We start from the raw sequence: 19,237 nt of genomic DNA on the forward strand, positions 1-19,237 counted from the left end.
GCACCGACGCGGCGCGCGTGGACGATCAGTCTTCGTCGGGGACGACGGGGATGCCGTGCGAATCGCGATGCGCGAGGATCTGGCTGACCTCGACCTGATCCGCGAGGACTTCGTGCACGAGCCGGACACCGGGCACATCGACGAGGCGGAACGGCGCATCCACACCGCTGGAGAGGGTCAGCGTGCCCGCACCGACCATGCGTTGGACCGGACCGCGGCGCTCCGAGATGGTGTACCCGCGGGCATGTCCGATCTCGCGACGGTTGCGGCCGAACACGCCGGACTGCTCGATGACGCGTCTGGTCGTGATCGTGTACGTGTGGTTCAACCAGCGCAGCCACGGGACGATCACGAGTACCAGGACCAGGGCGGCACCGGCCGCCCACAGCATCCAGTCCTCGAACGGCTCGGGCAGATTGCCTGTGAAGAATCCGACGGTTCCGGCGACGGCGATGAGCACGAGCGCCGACCAGAACAGCCTCCGCGCGTGCGGTCGCAGGCGCGCCACCCGCAGCTCGGCCGTGGGCGCCCCGGGCGCCGGGGCGGCCGGGCGTCCCGAGAACGAGGTGGGCTGCGTCACAGCTCCATCATGGCGCGCGCCCCCGGTGCCGCCTCGGCGGCGCGCCCGACACGACGCCGACGCGGTCAGCGCACGTGCACGACGTCGCCCGCCGCGACGACAGCCTCGACGCCTTCGGCGACCACGACGAGTCTCCCGTCGTCGTCGATCCGCTCCGCCGTGCCCGCGAGCACCGACCCGTCGGGAAGACTCACCGTCACGACGCGACCGAGCGTCGTGCACGCCGCGCGCACGGCCTCTTTCACGGCGGGCGCGGTGAGCGTCGCGGCGAGCGCGGCGACACCGTCGCGCAGCCCTTCGAGGTAGTCGGCGACGAGGCGGTCCTCATCGACGACCCGCCCCAAGGCTTCGAACGAGGTCGCCGTCGGCACAGGAAGGTCGGCGCTCGTCATCGACGTGTTCACCCCTGCGCCGACGATCACGGCGAACGGGTCGGCCGGCAGCACCTCAGCCAGGATGCCGCTGATCTTGCGGCCTTCGACGAGCACGTCGTTGGGCCACTTCAGCCCCACCTCGATGTCCGGCGCCTGCGCCGCGACGGCGCGGCTCATCGCTTCGCCGGCCAGGAGCGGGATCCACCCTCGCTCGTGGGTCGGGACGTCCTCCACCCGAAGCAGCACCGAGATCGCCAGCGCGGTTCCCGGCGGCGCGGTCCAGGTGCGGTCCAGGCGGCCGCGGCCGGCGCGCTGGTCGCGCGTGAGCACGACCGACAGGTGCGGGTGGTCCTGCGGCGCGGCTGCGGCGTCGTGCAGCAGTTTCGCGTTGGTCGAGTCGACCGTCTCGATCAGATGCAGCCGCGGCGACACGGCGGCGGCGAGCGGGAATCCGGCTTCGGGGAGCGACATGCCGCCACCCTACGCGGGCCGCGCATCGGCGTTCTGGCCCGCCGACGGCTTCGCGGATTCGCACATCGGATGCGCCCGCGCGTTGTGCGCGTACTCCAACAGGATGCCGATCCTGCTCGCTAGGGTGGAACGCGTGACCGAGCAGCCTGACATGTCCACGACCGCCGGCAAGATCGCCGACCTCCGCGCCCGGTATCAGGAGGCGGTCGTCGATGCCGAGGCGGTGTCGGTGCAGAAGCAGCATGCGAAGGGCAAGCTCACCGCCCGCGAGCGCATCGAGTTGCTGGTCGACCCGGGCAGCTTCGTCGAACTCGACGAGTACGTGCGCCACCGCACCTCGGCGTTCGGCATGGATCGCTCCCGCCCCTACGGCGACTCGGTCGTCACCGGCATCGGCACCATCCACGGCCGCACCGTCGCCGTGTACGCCCAGGACTTCACGACCTTCGGCGGCTCCCTCGGCGAGGTCGCCGGCGACAAGATCATCAAGGTGATGGAGTTCGCCCTTCGCAGCGGCATCCCCATCATCGGCATGCTCGACTCGGGCGGCGCCCGCATCCAGGAGGGCGTGGTCGCCCTCGGCAAGTACGGCGAGATCTTCCGCCTGAACACCGCGGCATCCGGAGTCATCCCGCAGATCTCCATCATCATGGGGCCCGCCGCCGGCGGCGCGGTCTACTCCCCCGCGCTCACCGACTTCGTCGTGATGGTCGACAAGACCAGCCAGATGTTCGTGACCGGCCCCGACGTCATCAAGACGGTCACCGGCGAGGACGTCGGCATGGAAGAACTCGGCGGGGCGCACACGCACAACACCCGCTCGGGTGTCGCCCACTACCTCGCCGAGGACGAGGACGATGCGATCGACTACGTCCGCACGATGGTCGGCTACCTGCCCGACAACAACATGTCGGAGCTGCCCGGCTACGAGAACGAGTTCGAGTGGGAGACCACTGACAGCGACCGCGTGCTCAACACGATCATCCCCGACTCCCCCAACCAGCCCTACGACATCCACCAGGTCATCGGCCACATCGTCGACAGCGGCGATTTTCTCGAAGTGCAGCCGCTGTTCGCGCCGAACATCGTCATCGGCTTCGGGCGCATCGAAGGTCGCACGGTCGGCATCATCGCGAACCAGCCGTCGCAGATGGCGGGCACCCTCAACATCGAGGCCGGCGAGAAGGCGAGCCGGTTCGTGCGGTTCTGCGACGCGTTCTCGATCCCGATCGTGACCCTCGTCGACGTGCCCGGATACCTCCCTGGTACCGATCAGGAGTGGACCGGCGTCATCCGCCGCGGCGCGAAGCTGCTCTACGCGTACGCCGAGGCCACCGTGCCCCTGGTCACCGTCATCCTGCGCAAGGCGTACGGCGGCGCCTACATCGTGATGGGCTCGAAGCAGCTCGGCGCAGACGTCAACCTCGCGTGGCCGACCGCCGAGATCGCCGTCATGGGCGGGCAGGGCGCGGTCAACATCCTCTACCGCGGTGAGATCAAGAAGGCCGAGGAGGCCGGCGAAGATGTCGCGGCCGTGCGCACGCGCCTCGCGAACGAGTACACCTACAACGTCGCGTCGCCGTTCCTGGCGGCCGAACGCGGCGAACTCGACGGCATCATCGAGCCGGCGCAGACGCGCGTCGCGATCGCGAAGGCGCTGCGCGCGCTGCGCGGGAAGCGGGCGAGCCTGCCGGCGAAGAAGCACGGTAACATCCCGCTATGACCGACGCCGACGGACCGCTGCGCATCGATGTGCGGCGCGGAGAGCCGACCCCCGAGGAGCTCGCCGCGGTCATCGCCGTCGTCACCGAGGCGTACGAACGCGAGGCCGCGATGACGCTCGCCGACGACGCCACGCAGGTTCGCGCCTGGGACGTTTCGGCGCGGGCGTTGCGCGCCCCGCTGCGGCGCGACATCGGTTGGGGACGTTTCAGCGGCTGAGGGCCGGAATCCCGCCGCAGAATGTCCCCCAAAATACCTACAGACGGGGTTGTTGCACCTCGGCGAGAATGGTCTTGCTGGAACGCTTCTGCGTTCGGCCGGAAGTCTCCTTGAGAGCATCTTCTGGCCATGCGGGCAGGTTTTCGGGTAACCGCTCGCGTTGGTGAGGGGCGGGCGGCTTCGCCGCCCCTCACCTCCTCTTCTTCAGAAGGCCTTCGAAAGAAGGCCTTCTGTCATTTCGGGCGGTGGATCTCAGCCCACAGGTCGACGACCTCTTCGCCGTCGGGGTCGTCGACGGGTCGCGATCGCCCGACGACCGTCACCGCGATCTCGGGGTGGGGCGAGGTGCGGATGTAGAGGCGCTCCGAAGCGGCCTCTTCGAGCGCTTCGGCCAGGCGTGTGCGGATCTCATGCAGCGCGTCCTCGGGCATGCCGTCGAGGCCGCCCTCGTCGAGCATCGTCACGTTCGACCCGCGCAGTCGCGCCGCCTCGAGTTGGGTGCGCACGGCGTCGTCGAGCAGGCGCGGGCCGCGCAGCTCATCGCGCAGCCGCCCCTCCGCGAGCACGGCCCGGGTGCGGTCGGTGGCCTCGAGCATCCCACCGGATTCGATCGTACGGATGAGCACCGGGCCTGCCACTGCGAGGGCACGCTGCACCTGCACCCGGCGCTCGCGGCGCCGCCCGTCCTGCGTCGCGAGCCATTCGGATGCCGCGCGCTGCAGCCCCGTCAACTCGGCGGTGTCGCGTGCGGCGCGATCCATGAGCCATGTCAGCAGCTGCGCGACGCCGACCCACACGACGGCGCCGGTGGCGCCGAGGGCGAGGGCGCTCGGGACCCCGATCCACAGCGACGCCTCGATCGTGACGATGATGACGCCGCTCCACGCGACCCACGGTCGGCCGCGCACCATGACGATCGCCATCAGCGCGCTGATGCCGCCGAGACTCCAGGTCGCGTAGGACAGCAGCCGGACGTCCGGGCCCGCGGCGAACCACGTCGCGTTGGGCACGAGCACCGCGGTCACGAGCGCCAGGACGGCGGCCCACGCGGGCAGGACGGTGCGGCGTGCGCCTTCTGCGAGCGCCTCGGACGGGGTCGCGTTCCAGAAGACGCACAGCCACGTCACGACGAGGTACAGCGCGAGGGCCGCGACCATGATGAGCGGGTTGTCGACACCGTCGGTCCACAGCAATCCGCCGACCGCGAGATAGGCGGTGAAGGCGACGGCGAGCCCGGAGAGCACCGAGCGGACGGCGACGGTCACGACACACCCCGCCATCCGAGCGTCACCGTGGTGCCGCCCTCGCCGCTGGCGACCGCTGCCGAGCCGCCGACCGCTGCCATCCGCGCGACGATCGAGCCGCGGATGCCCAGCCGGTCCTCCGGCACCACATCGGGGTCGAACCCGGGACCGGTGTCGGCGACGCGGATCTCGACCGCCTCACCGTGCGCGCGGAAGGCGATGGCCAGCCCCGCACCGTCGGCGTGCTGTCGGGCGTTCGAGACGGCCTGCACGCTCGCCAGCACCAACGCACGGGCGACGCGACCCGGAACAGGGGGGGCATCGGACTCGATATCGGCGTCGACGGGGACGGCCGCTCCGACCTCACGGATCGCGCGTTCAAGCGCAGCGGCGAGCTGCACGGGAGCGACCGGCTCGTCGGAACCCTCCCCCGAGTCCTGGTCGGCGTTGGCGAGCCGCGTGAGCGCTTCGCGCGCCATCGACACGGCCAGGGTCCGTTCGCGCGGCGTGACGGCACGTTCGGCCGAGATGAGCGCGGCCAGCACGCTGTCGTGCATGAGGGCGGCGACGGCGATGCGCTCGCGCTCGGCGGCCTCCGCTGCGGCCGCCGCGGCGTACGAGCGCACCGCCTCGGCCCGGGTGCGGTCCATGTCGAGCGCGACGGTGCGCAGCATCCACCCGAGCGCGAGCACGACGCCGGCGAGGATGATCGCGAACACGACGTCGAGGATCACGAGAATGAGCCGGTCGCTGGGAAACCCCAGCTGCATCAGTCTGACGACGCCGTACATGACCGGCATGGCGGCGGCCCACACCATCTGCAGCGGCAATGCGAAGGCGAGCACGGACGCCGAGGTCGCGACGTTGATGAGGTACCAGACCCACGGTTCGCCCGCAGCCGTTTCGAACTGCCCGGCGGTCGCTGCCGGCCACAGCAGCAGGGCGAGCGGGTAGACGAGTGCGAAGATCCGTGTCGTGGTCTTGACCCATCGGCCCACGAAGCAGGCCAGCAGCATGATGCCGAGGGGCGCGAACACGCCGATGTTGAGCCAGGGCTGCCATCCCGGGGCTTCCTGCTCACTGGCGAGGGCGTTGAGAAAGGCCTGCGCCCCCAGGATCGTGCAGCCGAAGCCCACGACGAGACTCAGGATGCGCTCGATGCGCGCGCGTGTGAACGTCTCGGAGCCGACGTCCAGCGCGCTGGGCCGACCGTCGCTGTCGCGGTGACGTGCCTCAGCGCTCACCGGGTTCCTCGTCGACGAGCCCGTCCTCCATCGCGCGTCGCAGCAGATCGACCTTCGTCGGCGCGGGGCGCCCGACCTCGACGTACTTCACACGCACCCGCGTGATGTTCTCTTTCGCGGTGGAATAGGCGATGCCGAGGCGGTCGGCGACCATCTTCAGCGGCAGACCTGCTGCATACAGGCGCAGCACGTCTCGCTCACGCGCGGAGAGTTGGGCGTCGGCGAAGGCACGATCGCCCTCGACGGCACTGGCCCACTCGACGTTGTCGAGGTGGTCCCCGCGCGCCACGGTGCGCACCGCAGCGATGACCTCGTCGATGCGCGAGGACTTGCTGACGATGCCGGCTGCGCCCGCCGCGAGCGCCTCACGAACGGCCGCGGGACGGTCGGCGACACTGTGGATGATGACGGACGAACCGTCGCGCACGAGCCTGGTGACGTTCTCGGTGACGGTCGTACCGTCGCCGAGCGTGAGATCGAGCACGACGACGTCGGCCGGGAGCGCATTGGCGAACGTGCGCCAGTCGACATAGGCGGTGACGGAGCTTCCCGAGAACACCACCTGCTTGCCTGCGCGTTCGCACGCGGCCTCGAGGCCGAGCCGCACGGACTCGTGGTCGTCGATCAGCGCGACTCTCGTCATGGGCACAGCCTAGCGAGCACGCTCGCCGGACGACCCTCCCGTGTCGCGATCGAGCACCGCGACGGCCTCGACGTGGTGGGAGTGCGGGAACAGGTCGAACGCGCGAACGGCCGCGGCGCGATAGCCGTGACCGGCGAACGTCGCGAGGTCGCGCGCGAGCGCGACGGGGTCGCACGCGACGTACACGACACGCGCCGGGTCGAGCGCCGCGATGCCGTCGACGACCTCGCGTCCGGCCCCGGCCCGCGGCGGATCGAGGACGACGACACCGCGTGAGATGCGTTCGCGTTGCGCTGCACCGATCGCGTCGGGCGCAGCCGCGAGCCAGCGGTCGACGCGCGCGGTCTCGGCGCGCGCTCCCACCCAGTCGACGAGGTTCTCGCCGGCGTGCTCGGTGGCGCGGGGATCCGACTCGATGCTCGTGATGCGCACCCCAGGGCCCGCGACGCCCGCCACGGCCGCCGCGAGCAGCCCGACACCGCCGTAGAGGTCGAGGTGGTGGCCGTCGGGGTCGAGTGCGCCGGCGACGGCGTCGACGACCGCATCGGTGAGCGTCTGCGCGGCGAGTCGGTGCACCTGCCAGAACCCGCCGACGTCGACGGTGAAGTCCCGTCCGGCGACCGTCTCCACGACCACTTCAGGCGCTGCGGGTTCATCGACTCCGCGGCCGCCGCGACGCGGGCCGCGACCGGCGTCCGGCCGCACGAGCACCCGGACGCGCCCGTCGGCGGGCTGGACGAGATCGAGCCGCCCGGCCTGCGCCGAGCGGGGGCGCTGCGCCGCGTCTTCGATCGCAGACGTCGCCAGCGGCAGGTCGTCGACGGCGATGACGCGGTGGCTGCGCGCCGAGTACGGCCCGATCCGCCCGGCATCGTCCACGTGCAGGCTCACGCGCGTGCGCCAACCCGTGCCGTCTGCGGCTTCTTCCGCGGTGACCACACCATCGGCGCCGCGGGCCCCATGCGCGGCCTCGATGGTCACCGGCAGGTCGAGGCGACCGATCCGTGTGAGTGCGTCGACGACGACGCGCTGCTTCAGATCGCGCTGGTGCGCAAGGTCGATGTGACCGAAATCGGCGCCCCCGGCACGCTGGTCGGGCGCGCGCGAGATGTCGGCAGCGCCCCACACGTGGGCCCGCCGGTGCGGGGAGGCGTCGAGCACCTCGAGCACGTCCCCCCGCCAGAACGACGACTTGCGCGTGTCCGTCAGCCGTACCCGCACCCGTTCGCCGGGGACCGCGTCTGGGACGAAGACGACCCGTCCTTCGTGGCGCCCGACGAACACGCCGCCGTGGGCGACGTCGGTCACGTCGAGATCGATCAGGTCGCCGGAGGCCGCGGAACTCATCCTTCGAGGATCGCACGGGCAGGGCTCAGATCCGCACGGTCGCCGCGACACGGCTAGCGTGGGTGGATGCGTGTCTGTCTGGCATCCACCTCGCCCGCTCGACTCATGCTGCTGCGACAGGCGGGCATCGAACCGCTCACCCGCGCGCCGCAGGTCGACGAGGAAGCGGTGATCGCCGCCGTCGAGGAACAGGAATGGCGCGTCCTGCCGCCGGCGGAGCACGTGCTGCTGCTGGCCCGCCACAAGGCCGCCGACGTCGTCGCATCACTGCGCGCCGACGAGCCGGACTTCGACGGCATCGTCATCGGTGGCGACTCGATGTTCGCCTTCGGCGGCGAAGTGCTCGGCAAACCGTACGAACCCGAGATCGCCGCGGCCCGGTGGCGGGCAATGCGCGGGGGAACCGGAGTGCTGCACTCGGGGCACAGCGTCTTCCGCGTGCGCGCCGGGCACGAACCGGCGGAGGCCTTCGCCGTCGCCGAAGCGTCCGTCACGTTCGCCGCCGACATCACCGACGACGAGATCGCCGCCTATGTGGCCAGCGGTGAACCGCTGCACGTCGCCGGCGCGTTCACGGTCGACAGCCTCGGCGGTGCGTTCATCGAGCGGGTCGAAGGCGATCCGTCGACCGTCGTCGGCATGTCGCTGTCGACGTTGCGACGGATCACGGGCGAGCTCGGCGTCTCGTGGACCGACCTGTGGAACCGCGACGCCGGCTCGTAGACTCCCGCACACGTTTTCTGGGTGACTTTGTGCGAGTGATCCAAAGGAGGGGGTGCTGCGCTCGGTAGGCTGGCATCCATGCCTCACATCGCCAAGGTGCTCATCGCGAACCGCGGCGAGATCGCCGTCCGCATCATCCGCGCAGCGCGCGACTCCGGAAAGGCCTCCGTCGCCGTCTACGCGGACCAGGACCGGGATGCGCTGCACGCGCGACTCGCCGACGAGGCGTACGCGCTCGAGGGCGCCACCAGCGCCGAGACCTACCTGTCGATCGAGAAGATCCTGTCGGTCGCACGCCGCTCCGGTGCAGACGCGGTGCACCCCGGCTACGGCTTCCTGGCCGAGAACGCCGAATTCGCCCGTGCCGTGATCGGCGCAGGCCTCATCTGGATCGGCCCCTCCCCCGAGGCCATCGAAGCACTCGGCGACAAGGTGACCGCCCGTCACGTGGCCGAGAAGGTCGGCGCCCCGCTCGCTCCCGGCACCCCCGGCCCTGTCGAAGGTGCCGACGAGGTCGTCGCCTTCGCGCAGGAGTACGGCCTGCCCATCGCGATCAAAGCCGCGTACGGCGGCGGCGGTCGCGGCCTGAAGGTCGCGCGCGAGCTGTCTGAGGTCGAAGAGCTCTTCGAGTCGGCCACCCGTGAGGCGATCACCGCCTTCGGACGTGGCGAGTGCTTCGTCGAGAAGTACCTCGACAAGCCGCGTCACGTCGAGACGCAGTGTCTCGCGGATGCCGCCGGCAACGTCGTGGTCGTCTCGACCCGCGACTGCTCGCTGCAGCGCCGCCACCAGAAGCTCGTCGAAGAGGCCCCCGCACCGTTCCTCAGCGACGCGCAGAACGCGACCCTGTACGACGCGTCGAAGAAGATCCTCAAAGAGGTCGGCTACGTCGGCGCCGGCACGTGCGAGTTCCTCATCGGCGCGGACGGCACGATCTCGTTCCTCGAGGTGAACACGCGACTGCAGGTCGAGCACCCCGTCTCCGAAGAGGTCACCGGCATCGACCTGGTGCGCGAGCAGTTCCGGCTCGCTGAGGGCGGCACGCTCGACTACGACGACCCAGAGCCGGTCGGACACTCGATCGAGTTCCGCATCAACGGCGAGGACCCGGGACGGAACTTCCTGCCGCAGCCCGGCCGCATCCACGTGTTCAAGACCTTCGGCGGCCCCGGCATCCGTCTCGATTCCGGCGTCACCGCGGGAGACAGCGTCTCGGGCGCATTCGACTCGATGCTCGGCAAGATCATCGTCACCGGGCGCGACCGCGCCGAGGCCCTCGAGCGTTCGCGCCGCGCCCTCGACGAGTTCGAGGTCTCGGGCATGCCCACCGTGCTCCCGTTCCACCGCAAGGTCGTCCGCGACCCCGCCTTCACCGCCGACGACGGCACGTTCGGCGTGTACACCCGGTGGATCGAGACCGAGTTCGACAACGACATCGCCCCGTGGGACGGTGAGCTCGAGGCCCCCGATGCCGCCGAGCCGCGCCACACCGTCGTCGTCGAGGTGTCGGGCAAGCGCCTCGAAGTGAGCCTCCCCGACCGCATCGTGCACGCACCGACGAAGGTGGGGCGCCCCGCCGCCGTGCCGCCGTCACGCCGTTCGCACGCACCGTCCGCCGTCGGTGGAGCCAGCGGTGACGCCGTGAAGAGCCCGATGCAGGCCACGGTCGTCAAGATCGCCGTCGAAGACGGACAGCAGGTCGTCAAGGGCGACCTGGTCGTCGTGCTCGAGGCGATGAAGATGGAGCAGCCCATCCAGGCCCACAAGGACGGCGTGATCGGCGCGATCAACGCCGACCCCGGCACCACGGTCTCGGCCGGACACCAGTTGCTCACGATCTCCTGATTCCACGGCGGCAGCGCGGCGTCGCAGATTCGGAGAATGGCATCGGATTCGGACGTTTTCGCCGCCGGTCTCCGAATCTGTCGACATCATCCGAATCCGCGACACCCCTGCGCTAGCGTGAGCGCATGAGACGGAGGGGGTGCGTCGCCGTTGCGGCGGCGATGGGGATGCTGGTGCTTGGCGGGTGCGACGCGATCGCGCCGCCGACGCTGTCGCAGGAGCAGATCGCGGACGACCGGGCGTGGGCCGAGTCGGTGCTCGATGATGATGCGACGCTCGACGGCCTGCTCGGGATGGGATCGATCGGCTCCGACCGGAACGCGCCTGAGAGCGACGGGGACGGTGGCATCAGCTGGGACTTTCCACAGCTGACCGAGGTGACCGGCGCGACCGTCACCTGTTCGGGTGATTCCGGCCTCACGGTCGCGATCGAGCTGACCGGACGCACCACCGCGACGACGCACGCGGCCGACGTGCCGTGCGATCGCGGGGTCCACCGCATCCCCATCAGCCCCGCCGAGCCGGTGCTGCGGGTGACCGCCCGCGGCAGCGGGACCGGTACGACCAGCGGCGTCGTCGAGATCGAGGGGACGCCGCCGACCCACGACACCTGGATCGACGCGCTCGCGGTGCCGGAGGGGTCATACGCCTACCAGACCGTGGGCACGTTCGGCCCGACCGACCAGGTGAACCCCTTCGAGGAGACCGCACTCGACATTCCTGCCGGCGCGCACACAGTCGAGGTGGACTGCGACGGCCCGACGTTCCTCACCATCACTGCGAGCGTGACCGGTTCGCTGGACGATGCCGCCTCCGGGGAACCGGTCGAACTCACCTGCCCGGGCAGTACGACGATCGAGGTGACGACGACCGAACCGGGGCTCGTGTTCCGCGCCGACAGCGCCGACACCGCGGGTGCCGTGCGGTTCCGCGTCGACGAGGGCGTCACGTACCCCGCACCGTGACTGCGTCGCGGGTCAGGCCTGCTCGTCGCGCTGCACGATGTGCATCGCCCGGGCGGCGTCGGTGATGCTGCCCGTCAGCGACGGGAAGACCGCGAACACGCGCGAGACCTGGTCGACCGTGAGTCGGCGCTCGACCGCGATCGCGATCGGGTAGATGAGCTCGGAGGCACGCGGGGCGACGATGACGCCGCCGATGACGGTGCCCGACCCCTCGCGAGCGATGATCTTCACGAAGCCGTCCTTGACGCCCATCATCTTGGCGCGTGCGTTCGAGGCGAGTGGCAGCTTGTGCACGAACCCGTTGATCTCGCCCTCTTCGAGGTCCTGCTCCGACCAGCCGACCGTCGCGATCTCGGGAGCGGTGAAGATGTTCGCCGTGATGCGGCGTCGCTCGAGCGGGATGACCGTGTCACCGAGCGCGTGAAAGACGGCCGTCCGGCCCTGCATCGAGGCGACCGAGGCCAGCGGCACGAACGTCGTGCAGTCACCGGCGGCGTAGATGTTCGGCACCGACGTGCGGGCGACACGGTTCACCTGGATGTGCCCCGACTCGGTCAATTGGATGCCGGCCTCCTCGAGACCGATGGCCGCCGTGTTCGGGATCGAGCCGACCGCCATGAGGCAGTGGCTGCCCTCGACCGTCCGCCCGTCCGACAGGGTGGCGACGACGCCGTTCTCGGTGCGCTCCACCTTGTCGGCGCGGCACTTCGACATGACCTTCATGCCGCCACGCTTGAACACCTTCTCGAGCACGGCGGCGGCGTCGGTGTCTTCACCGGGGAGCACCTGCTCGCGGCTCGAGATGAGCGTCACCTTCGCACCGAGGTTCATGTACGCCGACGCGAACTCCGCACCCGTGACACCCGAACCGACGACGATCAGGTGCTCGGGGAGCGCCTTCATGTCGTACAGCTGCGTCCAGGTGAGGATGCGCTCGCCGTCGGGCTTGGCGCTGGGCAGTTCGCGCGGCGACGCGCCGACGGCGACGACGAGGGTGTCGGCCTCGACCCGGTCGAAGTCGGTGCCGCCGGGACCGGTCGAGACGACGACGGCGTGCTCGCCGTCGAGCCGCCCGTGGCCGGAGATGATGCGCACACCCGCGTCGACGAGTTGCGCGCGCATGTCGTCGGATTGCTGACGGGCCAGCGACAGCAACCGCTTGTTGACGGCGGCGAGGTTGATCGCGACCTGCGGCTTGAGCGGCTTGCCCTTCTCCCCCGTCGCGAACAGCTGCACGCCCAGATCGGATGCCTCCGAGATCGCGACGGCGGCGTCGGCGGTCGCGATGAGGCTCTTCGACGGCACGACGTCGGTGATGACGGCCGAGCCGCCGACGCCCGCCCGTTCGACGAGGGTCACCTCGGCACCGAGCTGAGCGGCGGCCAGCGCCGCCTCGTAGCCGCCGGGCCCGCCACCGAGGACGGCGACGGATTGGGTGCGCTCGAAGCTCAAGGACATGGCATCCATTCTTTCAGCACGTCGACACCCCCGCGCACCGCCTGTGGCACGCGGAGCCCTCGGGTTCGTACAGTGGGAGCATGTCCGTAACCCCGCACAACCCGCTCGACGATCCGACCGCAGACCCGTTCGAGATCGCCGCCCAGGCCGCAGCCGACATCGCCCGGCTCACCGGCGTCGAGCAGCACGACATCGCCCTCACCCTCGGCAGCGGATGGGGGAAGGCGGCAGAGCTCATCGGCGAGACGACCGCCACGATCCCCGCCACCGAGGTCACCGGCTTCAGCAAGCCCGCCCTCGCCGGCCACGTCGGATCGCTCCGCAGCATCGTCACGCCGAGGGGCAAGCGGGTGCTCGTCATCGGCGCACGCACCCACTACTACGAGGGGCACGGGCCGCGACGGGTCGTGCACAGCGTGCGCACGGCGGCCGCGACAGGCGCGAAGACGATGGTGCTCACCAACGGCGCCGGCGGCATCAAACCGACGTGGAAGCCCGGCCAGCCCGTCCTCATCAGCGACCACATCAACCTCACCGGCGACTCGCCACTCGAGGGTGCGACGTTCATCGATCTGACCGACCTGTACTCGACGCGGCTGCGCGACCTCGCCCACCGCGTCGACCCGTCGCTCGACGAGGGCGTCTACTGCCAGTTCCGCGGGCCGCAGTACGAGACCCCGGCGGAGGTGCGGATGGCGAAGACCATCGGCGGGCACATCGTGGGCATGTCGACGGCGCTCGAAGCGATCGCCGCGCGGCAGGCCGGCATGGAGATCCTGGGCTTCTCGCTCATCACGAACATGGCCGCCGGCATCCAGACCACGCCGCTCAGCCACCAGGAGGTCATCGACGCCGGTCGCGAGGCCGAGCCGGTGATCTCGGACCTGCTCGCCCGCGTGATCGGGCAGCTGTGAGCACCCTCGCGGCCGCCCGCGCCTGGTTGGCGCAGGACCCCGACCCCGTCACCCGCGACGAACTGTCGTCGCTGATCGAGGCGGCCGAGAACGGGGATCCCGCGGCATCCGCCGACCTCGACGACCGATTCGCGACCCGCCTCGCGTTCGGCACCGCCGGCCTGCGCGGCCGCCTCGGCGCCGGGTCGAACCGCATGAACCGGGTGCTCGTGTCGCAGGCGGCGGCCGGGTTCGCCGGCTACCTGGCCGAGCAGGCCGCATCGGGAGAGACCCCGACGGTCGTCATCGGCTACGACGGTCGGCGCAATTCCGACGTGTTCGCCCGCGACAGCGCGGAACTGTTCGCCGGTGCAGGCCTGCGCGCCGTGCTGCTCCCCCGCATGCTGCCGACCCCCGTGCTCGCCTTCGCGGTGCGGCACCTGGGTGCCGCCGCGGGCGTCATGGTGACCGCCTCGCACAACCCGCCCGACGACAACGGCTACAAGGTGTACCTCGGCGGCGCCGACGAGGGCGCGCAGATCGTCTCGCCCGCCGACGCCGAGATCGCCGCGCACATCCAGCGGGTCGCAGACGCCGGCGACATCGGCGTGCTGCCCCGTTCGGAGGCGTACGAGGTCGCCGACGAGTCGCTCATCGACGCGTACATCGCGGCGACTGCGACAGTGGCCCCCGCCCCCGCGGGCGCCGCAGGGATGCCGTGGGTCTACACCGCCATGCACGGCGTCGGCTACGAGACGCTCGCACGCATCCTCGAAGTCGCGGGCTACCCGCTGCCGACGGTCGTCGACGCGCAGATCGAACCGGACGGGCGGTTTCCGACCGTGGCGTTCCCCAACCCGGAAGAGCCCGGCGCGATGGACCTCGCGTACGAGGCCGCGCGTGCGTCGGGTGCAGAGTTCATCCTCGCGAACGACCCGGATGCCGATCGGCTCGCGGTCGCGATCCCCGACGCGTCGGCGGACGGCGGGTGGCGACGCCTCACCGGCAACGAGGTGGGTCTGCTGTTGGGGTGGCGTGCTGCGCGCACGGCCGCCGCGAAGCACCCCGGCGCGTCGTTGGCCTGCTCGTTGGTGTCATCGCCGGGACTGGCCGCCGTCGCCGAGGCGCACGGCCTCGACTTCCACGCGACCCTCACGGGCTTCAAGTGGATCTCGCGGGCACCCGGACTCGTCTTCGGGTTCGAGGAGGCCCTCGGGTACCTCGTCAATCCCGAGACCGTGCGCGACAAGGACGGCGTCTCTGCTGCCGTCGCGATGCTCGGCATGATCGCAGCGGCCCGCGAGGAGGGGCGCACCGTCGCCGACCTGCTGGCGCAGTTCCAGGACGAGTTCGGCTGTTTCGCGAGCGGTCAGGTCTCCATCCGCGTCGACGACGTGTCGATCATCGGCCGGATCATGGCGGCGCTGCGTGCGGCACCGCCCACGACATTCGGTGACGTCGCGGTCGACCGCATCGACGATCTGCTGACCGGCGTCGACGGGTTCCCCCCGGGCGACGTGCTGCGACTGTGGCTCGTCGACGGGTCACGCGTCATCGTCCGCCCGAGCGGCACCGAGCCCAAGCTCAAGGCGTATCTCGATGTGCGCGGCGACTCGGCATCCGACGCCGACGCCCGCCTTGCAGCGCTCGACGCGGCTACCCGCACCATCATCGACGCCGCCCGAGGCTGAACGATGGCCACGGCACCGATCGACTCCGACGCCCACCGGGCGCCGCGGGCCGTTCGGCTGCCGTCGACCGGTGCCCTCGCCGACCGGTTCGACCGGCCGCTGCGCGACCTGCGCATCTCGATCACCGACCGGTGCAACTTCCGGTGCGTGTACTGCATGCCCCGCGCGGTCTTCGGCCCCGACTACGCGTTCCTCGATCGCGAGCAGCTCCTCACCTTCGATGAGATCGAACGGATCGCGCGCATCGCGGTCGGCCACGGGGTGCGCAAACTGCGCCTCACCGGCGGCGAACCACTGCTGCGACGCGGCGTCGAGGACCTCGTCGCACGCCTCGCAGCCATCCGCACACCGGACGGCACCCGCCTCGAAATCGCCATGACCACGAACGGCTCGGCGCTGGCGGTCAAAGCGCAGGCATTGAAGGACGCCGGCCTCGACCGCCTGACCGTGTCGATCGACTCGCTCGACGACGAACTGTTCCAGCGGATGAACGACGTCCGATTCCCCGTCGCTCGGGTGCTCGACGGGATCGACGCGGCGCACGCGGCAGGCATCGGCCCGATCAAACTGAACATGGTCGTCAAGCGCGGCCTCAACGACGGCGAGATCGAACGCATGGCCGAGCGGTTCCGCGGCACGCCGTTCACGCTGCGCTTCATCGAGTACATGGATGTCGGCACCTCCAACGGGTGGGCACTCGACGACGTGGTGCCCGCCGCTGAGATCGTCGAACGCATCGGGGCGCGCTTCCCCCTCGACCCGATCCCCGCCGCGGTCCCCGGCGAGACCGCTCGCCGCTGGCGGTACCGCGACGGCGGCGGCCAGATCGGCGTGATCTCATCTGTCACTGACACCTTCTGCGGCACCTGCAACCGCGCGCGCATCTCGACGGAGGGAAAGCTCTTCACCTGCCTGTTCGCGACCGAGGGCCACGATCTGCGGGCGCTGCTGCGCGGCGGCGCGAGTGACCCCGAGCTGGCGGCGGCGATGGCATCCATCTGGGGTGCGCGCGACGACCGGTACTCGGAGGAGCGCGCAAGTCTCACACCCGAGCTGCGCGCGACCCGGCAGCGGATCGAAATGAGCTACATCGGCGGCTGAGCCCCGACCGTAGGCTGGCACCATGCTGCTGACCGACCCGATCGTGCTCGAGAACCCGCACGTGCGCCTCGAACCGCTGCGCACGGACCACGCAGCCGGGCTCCGTGCCGCGAGTGCCGATCTCGCCTACGCCTGGTACACGTCGGTTCCGGCAGACGTGGATGCCGAGATCGAACGGCGCCTCGGTGAGCATGCCGCGGGGCGCATGAACCCCTGGGCGGTGGTCGACCCGGCATCCGATCAGCCCGTCGGCATGACGACGTTCTGCGACATCGACCAGCCGAACCGCCACGTCGAGATCGGCTACACGTGGCTCGCCGCGAGCGTGCAGCGCACCGCGGTCAACACGGCCGCCAAACTACTGCTGCTGGGCCACGCGTTCGAGACCTGCGACGCGATCGCAGTGGAGTTTCGCACGCACTGGCACAACCGGCAGTCGCGCGCAGCGATCGAGCGACTCGGCGCGAAGCAGGACGGTGTACTGCGCAACCACCGGCTCGGCCCGGACGGGACCCTCCGCGACACCGTCGTGTACTCGATCCTCCCGCACGAGTGGCCCGCGGTCCGCCTGAATCTGCTGTCGCGGCTCGCCCGCTGACCGTGCCGAACTCCTGAGTTCTCAGTCGAACGCCCTCCGAACCGCCGCTCTGCGGCCGACGCCGTCGGATTCTCAGGAGTTGCGCACGGGGCGGGTTCCCCTCAGCCGTCGACCACCGCGACGAGCTCGTCGAGGAACGCGGCGAACGAGGTGCCGCGGCGCACGATCCGCTGCACGCTGTCGCGCTCACTGAACACCTCGACGAGCTGCTCGAACACCGTCTGGAACGCCGCACGGTCGGACTCTGAGAAGGCGACCATCGCGACGACGTGCACCCGGCCGTCGCCCCACGCGATCGTGGGGTCGGCGATGCCGACGGCGATCGCGGTGCGCGATGCCGTCATGCCGAGGGCGTGCGGGACGGCGAGTGCGTCGGTGAAGGCGGTGGACGAGAGCCGTTCGCGTTCGAGCGTGCGCTCGACGTAGCCGTCGTCGATGACGCCCTGGGCGACCAACAGTGCACCGAGTTCGCGGATGACGCCCTCCTCGCCTCCCGCGCCCGACAGCGGTGCGACGAACGCATCGGCGCTGAAGTACCGCTCGAGCTCGACCCGAAGCCGCGCCAGCCGGCGGGCACGCCGCACCCGGCCGGCCGCGGTCTGGATGCGTTCGATGTCGGGTTCGGTGAGGAACGGGGGGATGCGGACCACCCGGTCCCCCGAAATGGGGGCGTCGATCGTCGTGAGCACGAGGTCGGTGTCGATCGCGTTCCAGTCGGGATCGACCCGCGTCTCGACGCCGACGACGTCGACGGCCTGACCGAGCGAGCGGTCGATGCTCGTGCGCAGCAGCTCATGCAGCTCGTAGTAGCCGGGGCACACGATCGTCGCCGTGAGCCGACGAGCCCCCGCGCCGCTGCGCTCGAGCCGACCGCCGACGTGCATCGCGATGTACGCGATCTCGTCCTCCTCCATGCGCACCTCGTCCGCGCCCGCCTCGCTCCGAGGCGGAAAGCCCAGCAGTCCGCGCAGCCCGTCGGCGATGAACACCGCGACCTCGAAGATCATCGGGTACGTCGCCTTCAGCGATCGCGTCAGCGGGTTTCGCGACCACGCCTGCTCCCGCGCGCGCTGGCGCAGGTTCTGCACGTGGAGTGCGAGGCGCTCGATGAAGTCGTCGTGCTCGATGTCGACGAGGAACTCGGCCGCAGCCCGGTGGACGACGTCGCGGACGGCGGCCGCCACGTCGGGCTCGAGTCGCGACGCGATGGTGCCCGCGGCGCCGCCGGGGGCGATGACGCGACTGTGGACGAGGGTCGCGAGATGGCGAAGATCACCGGCACCGAGGCGCACGGCGAAATAGCGGTCGACGAGCGTGTCGAGCAGCTCGCCGATCCGCGCCAGCTCGGCAGGTTCGCCGGCACCCGGCACGTCGAGTGCGCGACCGTGCGCGACCCGGTCCACGGTGATCGCGATGTGCATCATGACATCGGCGATGCCGAACTCGTTCACGAAGTAGCCGAGGTCGGCCAGCCCGGCGACCAGCTCGGCCTTGAACGTCATGAGCGCGTCGGCACCCGTCGCGTCCTCGCCGAGCGAGCGACGCAGCGCCGCCAGGTCGAACCCGCCCGCTTCGGTCTCTTCGTGGGCGAGTCTGCTCAGCAGGCGCCGCTGGGCCATCTCGGTGCCGCGCAGCGTCGCCCGCGACCCCGACCGCTCCAGCGCCAGTTCGGTGCCACCGAGCAGGGCACGCACACGGCCGAGATCGGCTTCGAGCGTCGCCGTGCTGACGTGGAAGGCGTCTGCCGTCTCGTGCACGTCGACGCCGTCCGGGCTGCCGAGAATGGCACGGACGAGCCGGTGCAGGCGCTCACGTGGGGTCGCGGAATCGGGTTGCCGCAGCGCGGCCGATGCGCCACCGCCCGCGCGGTAGCCCTGCGGGCCCGACTCGACGACGACCCCGTCGGCGACGCGCGCATTGAGGGCCGTGACGTAGCTGCGGATGCTGCGCGGCGTCACGCCGATCGCGTCGGCGAGTTCGCTCGCCGTCATCCAGTCGCCGTCGCGCGTGAGCAGCCCGACCACACGATCTTGCCGGGCTCTGGTCACCGTCCAAGTCAATCATGCGTACGAGCGGACTTTCCGCCCCTGCGGAAACAGGAGTGGTTGTCGGTACTCAG

At 70.6% G+C, this 19,237-nt stretch carries 17 protein-coding genes; 9 read left to right on the plus strand and 8 right to left on the minus strand.

What is annotated here, in order from left to right:
- Positions 1-25: 25 nt before the first annotated feature.
- Together ACSF8R_RS03335 and ACSF8R_RS03340 are read right to left on the minus strand one after the other, a co-directional pair.
- Positions 26-580 carry a PH domain-containing protein gene (locus ACSF8R_RS03335; protein ID WP_434810440.1) on the minus strand — a complete coding sequence of 185 codons (555 nt, stop codon included), beginning with the start codon at positions 578-580 and terminating at the stop codon, positions 26-28.
- Positions 581-645: 65 nt separating this feature from the next.
- Positions 646-1,425, minus strand: a complete 780-nt coding sequence (locus ACSF8R_RS03340) for a biotin--[acetyl-CoA-carboxylase] ligase (RefSeq protein WP_434810441.1) — start codon at positions 1,423-1,425, stop codon at positions 646-648.
- Positions 1,426-1,528: 103 nt separating this feature from the next.
- On the opposite strand from ACSF8R_RS03340, the gene ACSF8R_RS03345 reads away from it, so the two are divergent.
- Together ACSF8R_RS03345 and ACSF8R_RS03350 are read left to right on the plus strand one after the other, a co-directional pair.
- The gene (locus tag ACSF8R_RS03345) at positions 1,529-3,148 is read left to right on the plus strand and encodes an acyl-CoA carboxylase subunit beta (protein WP_434810809.1); all 1,620 of its coding nucleotides are present in this window, start codon (positions 1,529-1,531) and stop codon (positions 3,146-3,148) included.
- Complete coding sequence (locus ACSF8R_RS03350) at positions 3,145-3,366, plus strand: acyl-CoA carboxylase subunit epsilon (RefSeq protein WP_434810442.1); 222 nt, start codon at positions 3,145-3,147, stop codon at positions 3,364-3,366. Before ACSF8R_RS03345 ends, ACSF8R_RS03350 begins: the two co-directional genes overlap by 4 nt.
- A gap of 233 nt (positions 3,367-3,599) precedes the next feature.
- On the opposite strand, the gene ACSF8R_RS03355 is transcribed toward ACSF8R_RS03350, so the two are convergent.
- From ACSF8R_RS03355 to ACSF8R_RS03370, 4 genes are read right to left on the minus strand one after another with little or no spacing between them, the layout of a single operon-like run.
- A complete protein-coding gene (locus ACSF8R_RS03355) occupies positions 3,600-4,631 on the minus strand; it encodes a hypothetical protein (protein WP_434810443.1) in 1,032 nt (343 codons plus the stop codon).
- Complete coding sequence (locus ACSF8R_RS03360; RefSeq protein WP_434810444.1) at positions 4,628-5,854, minus strand: sensor histidine kinase; 1,227 nt, start codon at positions 5,852-5,854, stop codon at positions 4,628-4,630. The genes ACSF8R_RS03355 and ACSF8R_RS03360 overlap by 4 nt, the downstream gene beginning before the upstream one ends.
- A complete protein-coding gene (locus ACSF8R_RS03365; protein ID WP_434810445.1) occupies positions 5,844-6,497 on the minus strand; it encodes a response regulator transcription factor in 654 nt (217 codons plus the stop codon). Before ACSF8R_RS03365 ends, ACSF8R_RS03360 begins: the two co-directional genes overlap by 11 nt.
- Positions 6,498-6,506: 9 nt before the next feature.
- The gene (locus tag ACSF8R_RS03370; protein WP_434810446.1) at positions 6,507-7,844 is read right to left on the minus strand and encodes a class I SAM-dependent RNA methyltransferase; all 1,338 of its coding nucleotides are present in this window, start codon (positions 7,842-7,844) and stop codon (positions 6,507-6,509) included.
- Positions 7,845-7,910: 66 nt separating this feature from the next.
- On the opposite strand from ACSF8R_RS03370, the gene ACSF8R_RS03375 reads away from it, so the two are divergent.
- The 3 genes from ACSF8R_RS03375 (at position 7,911) to ACSF8R_RS03385 (ending at position 11,377) form a co-directional block, all read left to right on the plus strand.
- Positions 7,911-8,567, plus strand: a complete 657-nt coding sequence (locus ACSF8R_RS03375) for a Maf family protein (protein ID WP_434810447.1) — start codon at positions 7,911-7,913, stop codon at positions 8,565-8,567.
- A 78-nt stretch (positions 8,568-8,645) separates the two neighbouring features.
- A complete protein-coding gene (locus tag ACSF8R_RS03380; protein ID WP_434810448.1) occupies positions 8,646-10,412 on the plus strand; it encodes an acetyl/propionyl/methylcrotonyl-CoA carboxylase subunit alpha in 1,767 nt (588 codons plus the stop codon).
- A 125-nt stretch (positions 10,413-10,537) separates the two neighbouring features.
- Positions 10,538-11,377 carry a hypothetical protein gene (locus tag ACSF8R_RS03385; RefSeq protein ID WP_434810449.1) on the plus strand — a complete coding sequence of 280 codons (840 nt, stop codon included), beginning with the start codon at positions 10,538-10,540 and terminating at the stop codon, positions 11,375-11,377.
- A gap of 12 nt (positions 11,378-11,389) precedes the next feature.
- Here ACSF8R_RS03385 and ACSF8R_RS03390 read toward each other — a convergent pair whose 3' ends face one another.
- On the minus strand, positions 11,390-12,835 hold the full coding sequence (locus ACSF8R_RS03390; RefSeq protein ID WP_434810450.1) for an NAD(P)H-quinone dehydrogenase: 1,446 nt from the start codon (positions 12,833-12,835) through the stop codon (positions 11,390-11,392).
- 80 nt (positions 12,836-12,915) lie between these two features.
- On the opposite strand from ACSF8R_RS03390, the gene ACSF8R_RS03395 reads away from it, so the two are divergent.
- Genes ACSF8R_RS03395 through ACSF8R_RS03410 form a run of 4 tightly spaced genes read left to right on the plus strand, consistent with a single transcriptional unit; the run spans position 12,916 to position 17,118 of the window.
- Complete coding sequence (locus ACSF8R_RS03395) at positions 12,916-13,749, plus strand: purine-nucleoside phosphorylase (protein WP_434810451.1); 834 nt, start codon at positions 12,916-12,918, stop codon at positions 13,747-13,749.
- Entirely contained in the window at positions 13,746-15,419 is a 1,674-nt protein-coding gene (locus ACSF8R_RS03400; protein ID WP_434810452.1) for a phospho-sugar mutase, read from the plus strand. Before ACSF8R_RS03395 ends, ACSF8R_RS03400 begins: the two co-directional genes overlap by 4 nt.
- A 3-nt stretch (positions 15,420-15,422) precedes the next feature.
- On the plus strand, positions 15,423-16,520 hold the full coding sequence (gene moaA / locus ACSF8R_RS03405; protein WP_434810453.1) for a GTP 3',8-cyclase MoaA: 1,098 nt from the start codon (positions 15,423-15,425) through the stop codon (positions 16,518-16,520).
- 22 nt (positions 16,521-16,542) lie between these two features.
- Positions 16,543-17,118, plus strand: a complete 576-nt coding sequence (locus ACSF8R_RS03410) for a GNAT family N-acetyltransferase (protein WP_434810454.1) — start codon at positions 16,543-16,545, stop codon at positions 17,116-17,118.
- Positions 17,119-17,219: 101 nt separating this feature from the next.
- Here the strand turns inward: ACSF8R_RS03410 and ACSF8R_RS03415 are convergent, their stop codons facing one another.
- Positions 17,220-19,166: a BglG family transcription antiterminator gene (locus tag ACSF8R_RS03415; protein WP_434810455.1), complete on the minus strand. Its 1,947-nt coding sequence runs from the start codon at positions 19,164-19,166 to the stop codon at positions 17,220-17,222.
- Positions 19,167-19,237 lie beyond the last annotated feature (71 nt).

Origin of the sequence: Microbacterium sp. bgisy189 (assembly GCF_965345345.1) — a bacterium.
In the GTDB taxonomy this organism is placed as follows: Bacteria; Actinomycetota; Actinomycetes; order Actinomycetales; family Microbacteriaceae; genus Microbacterium.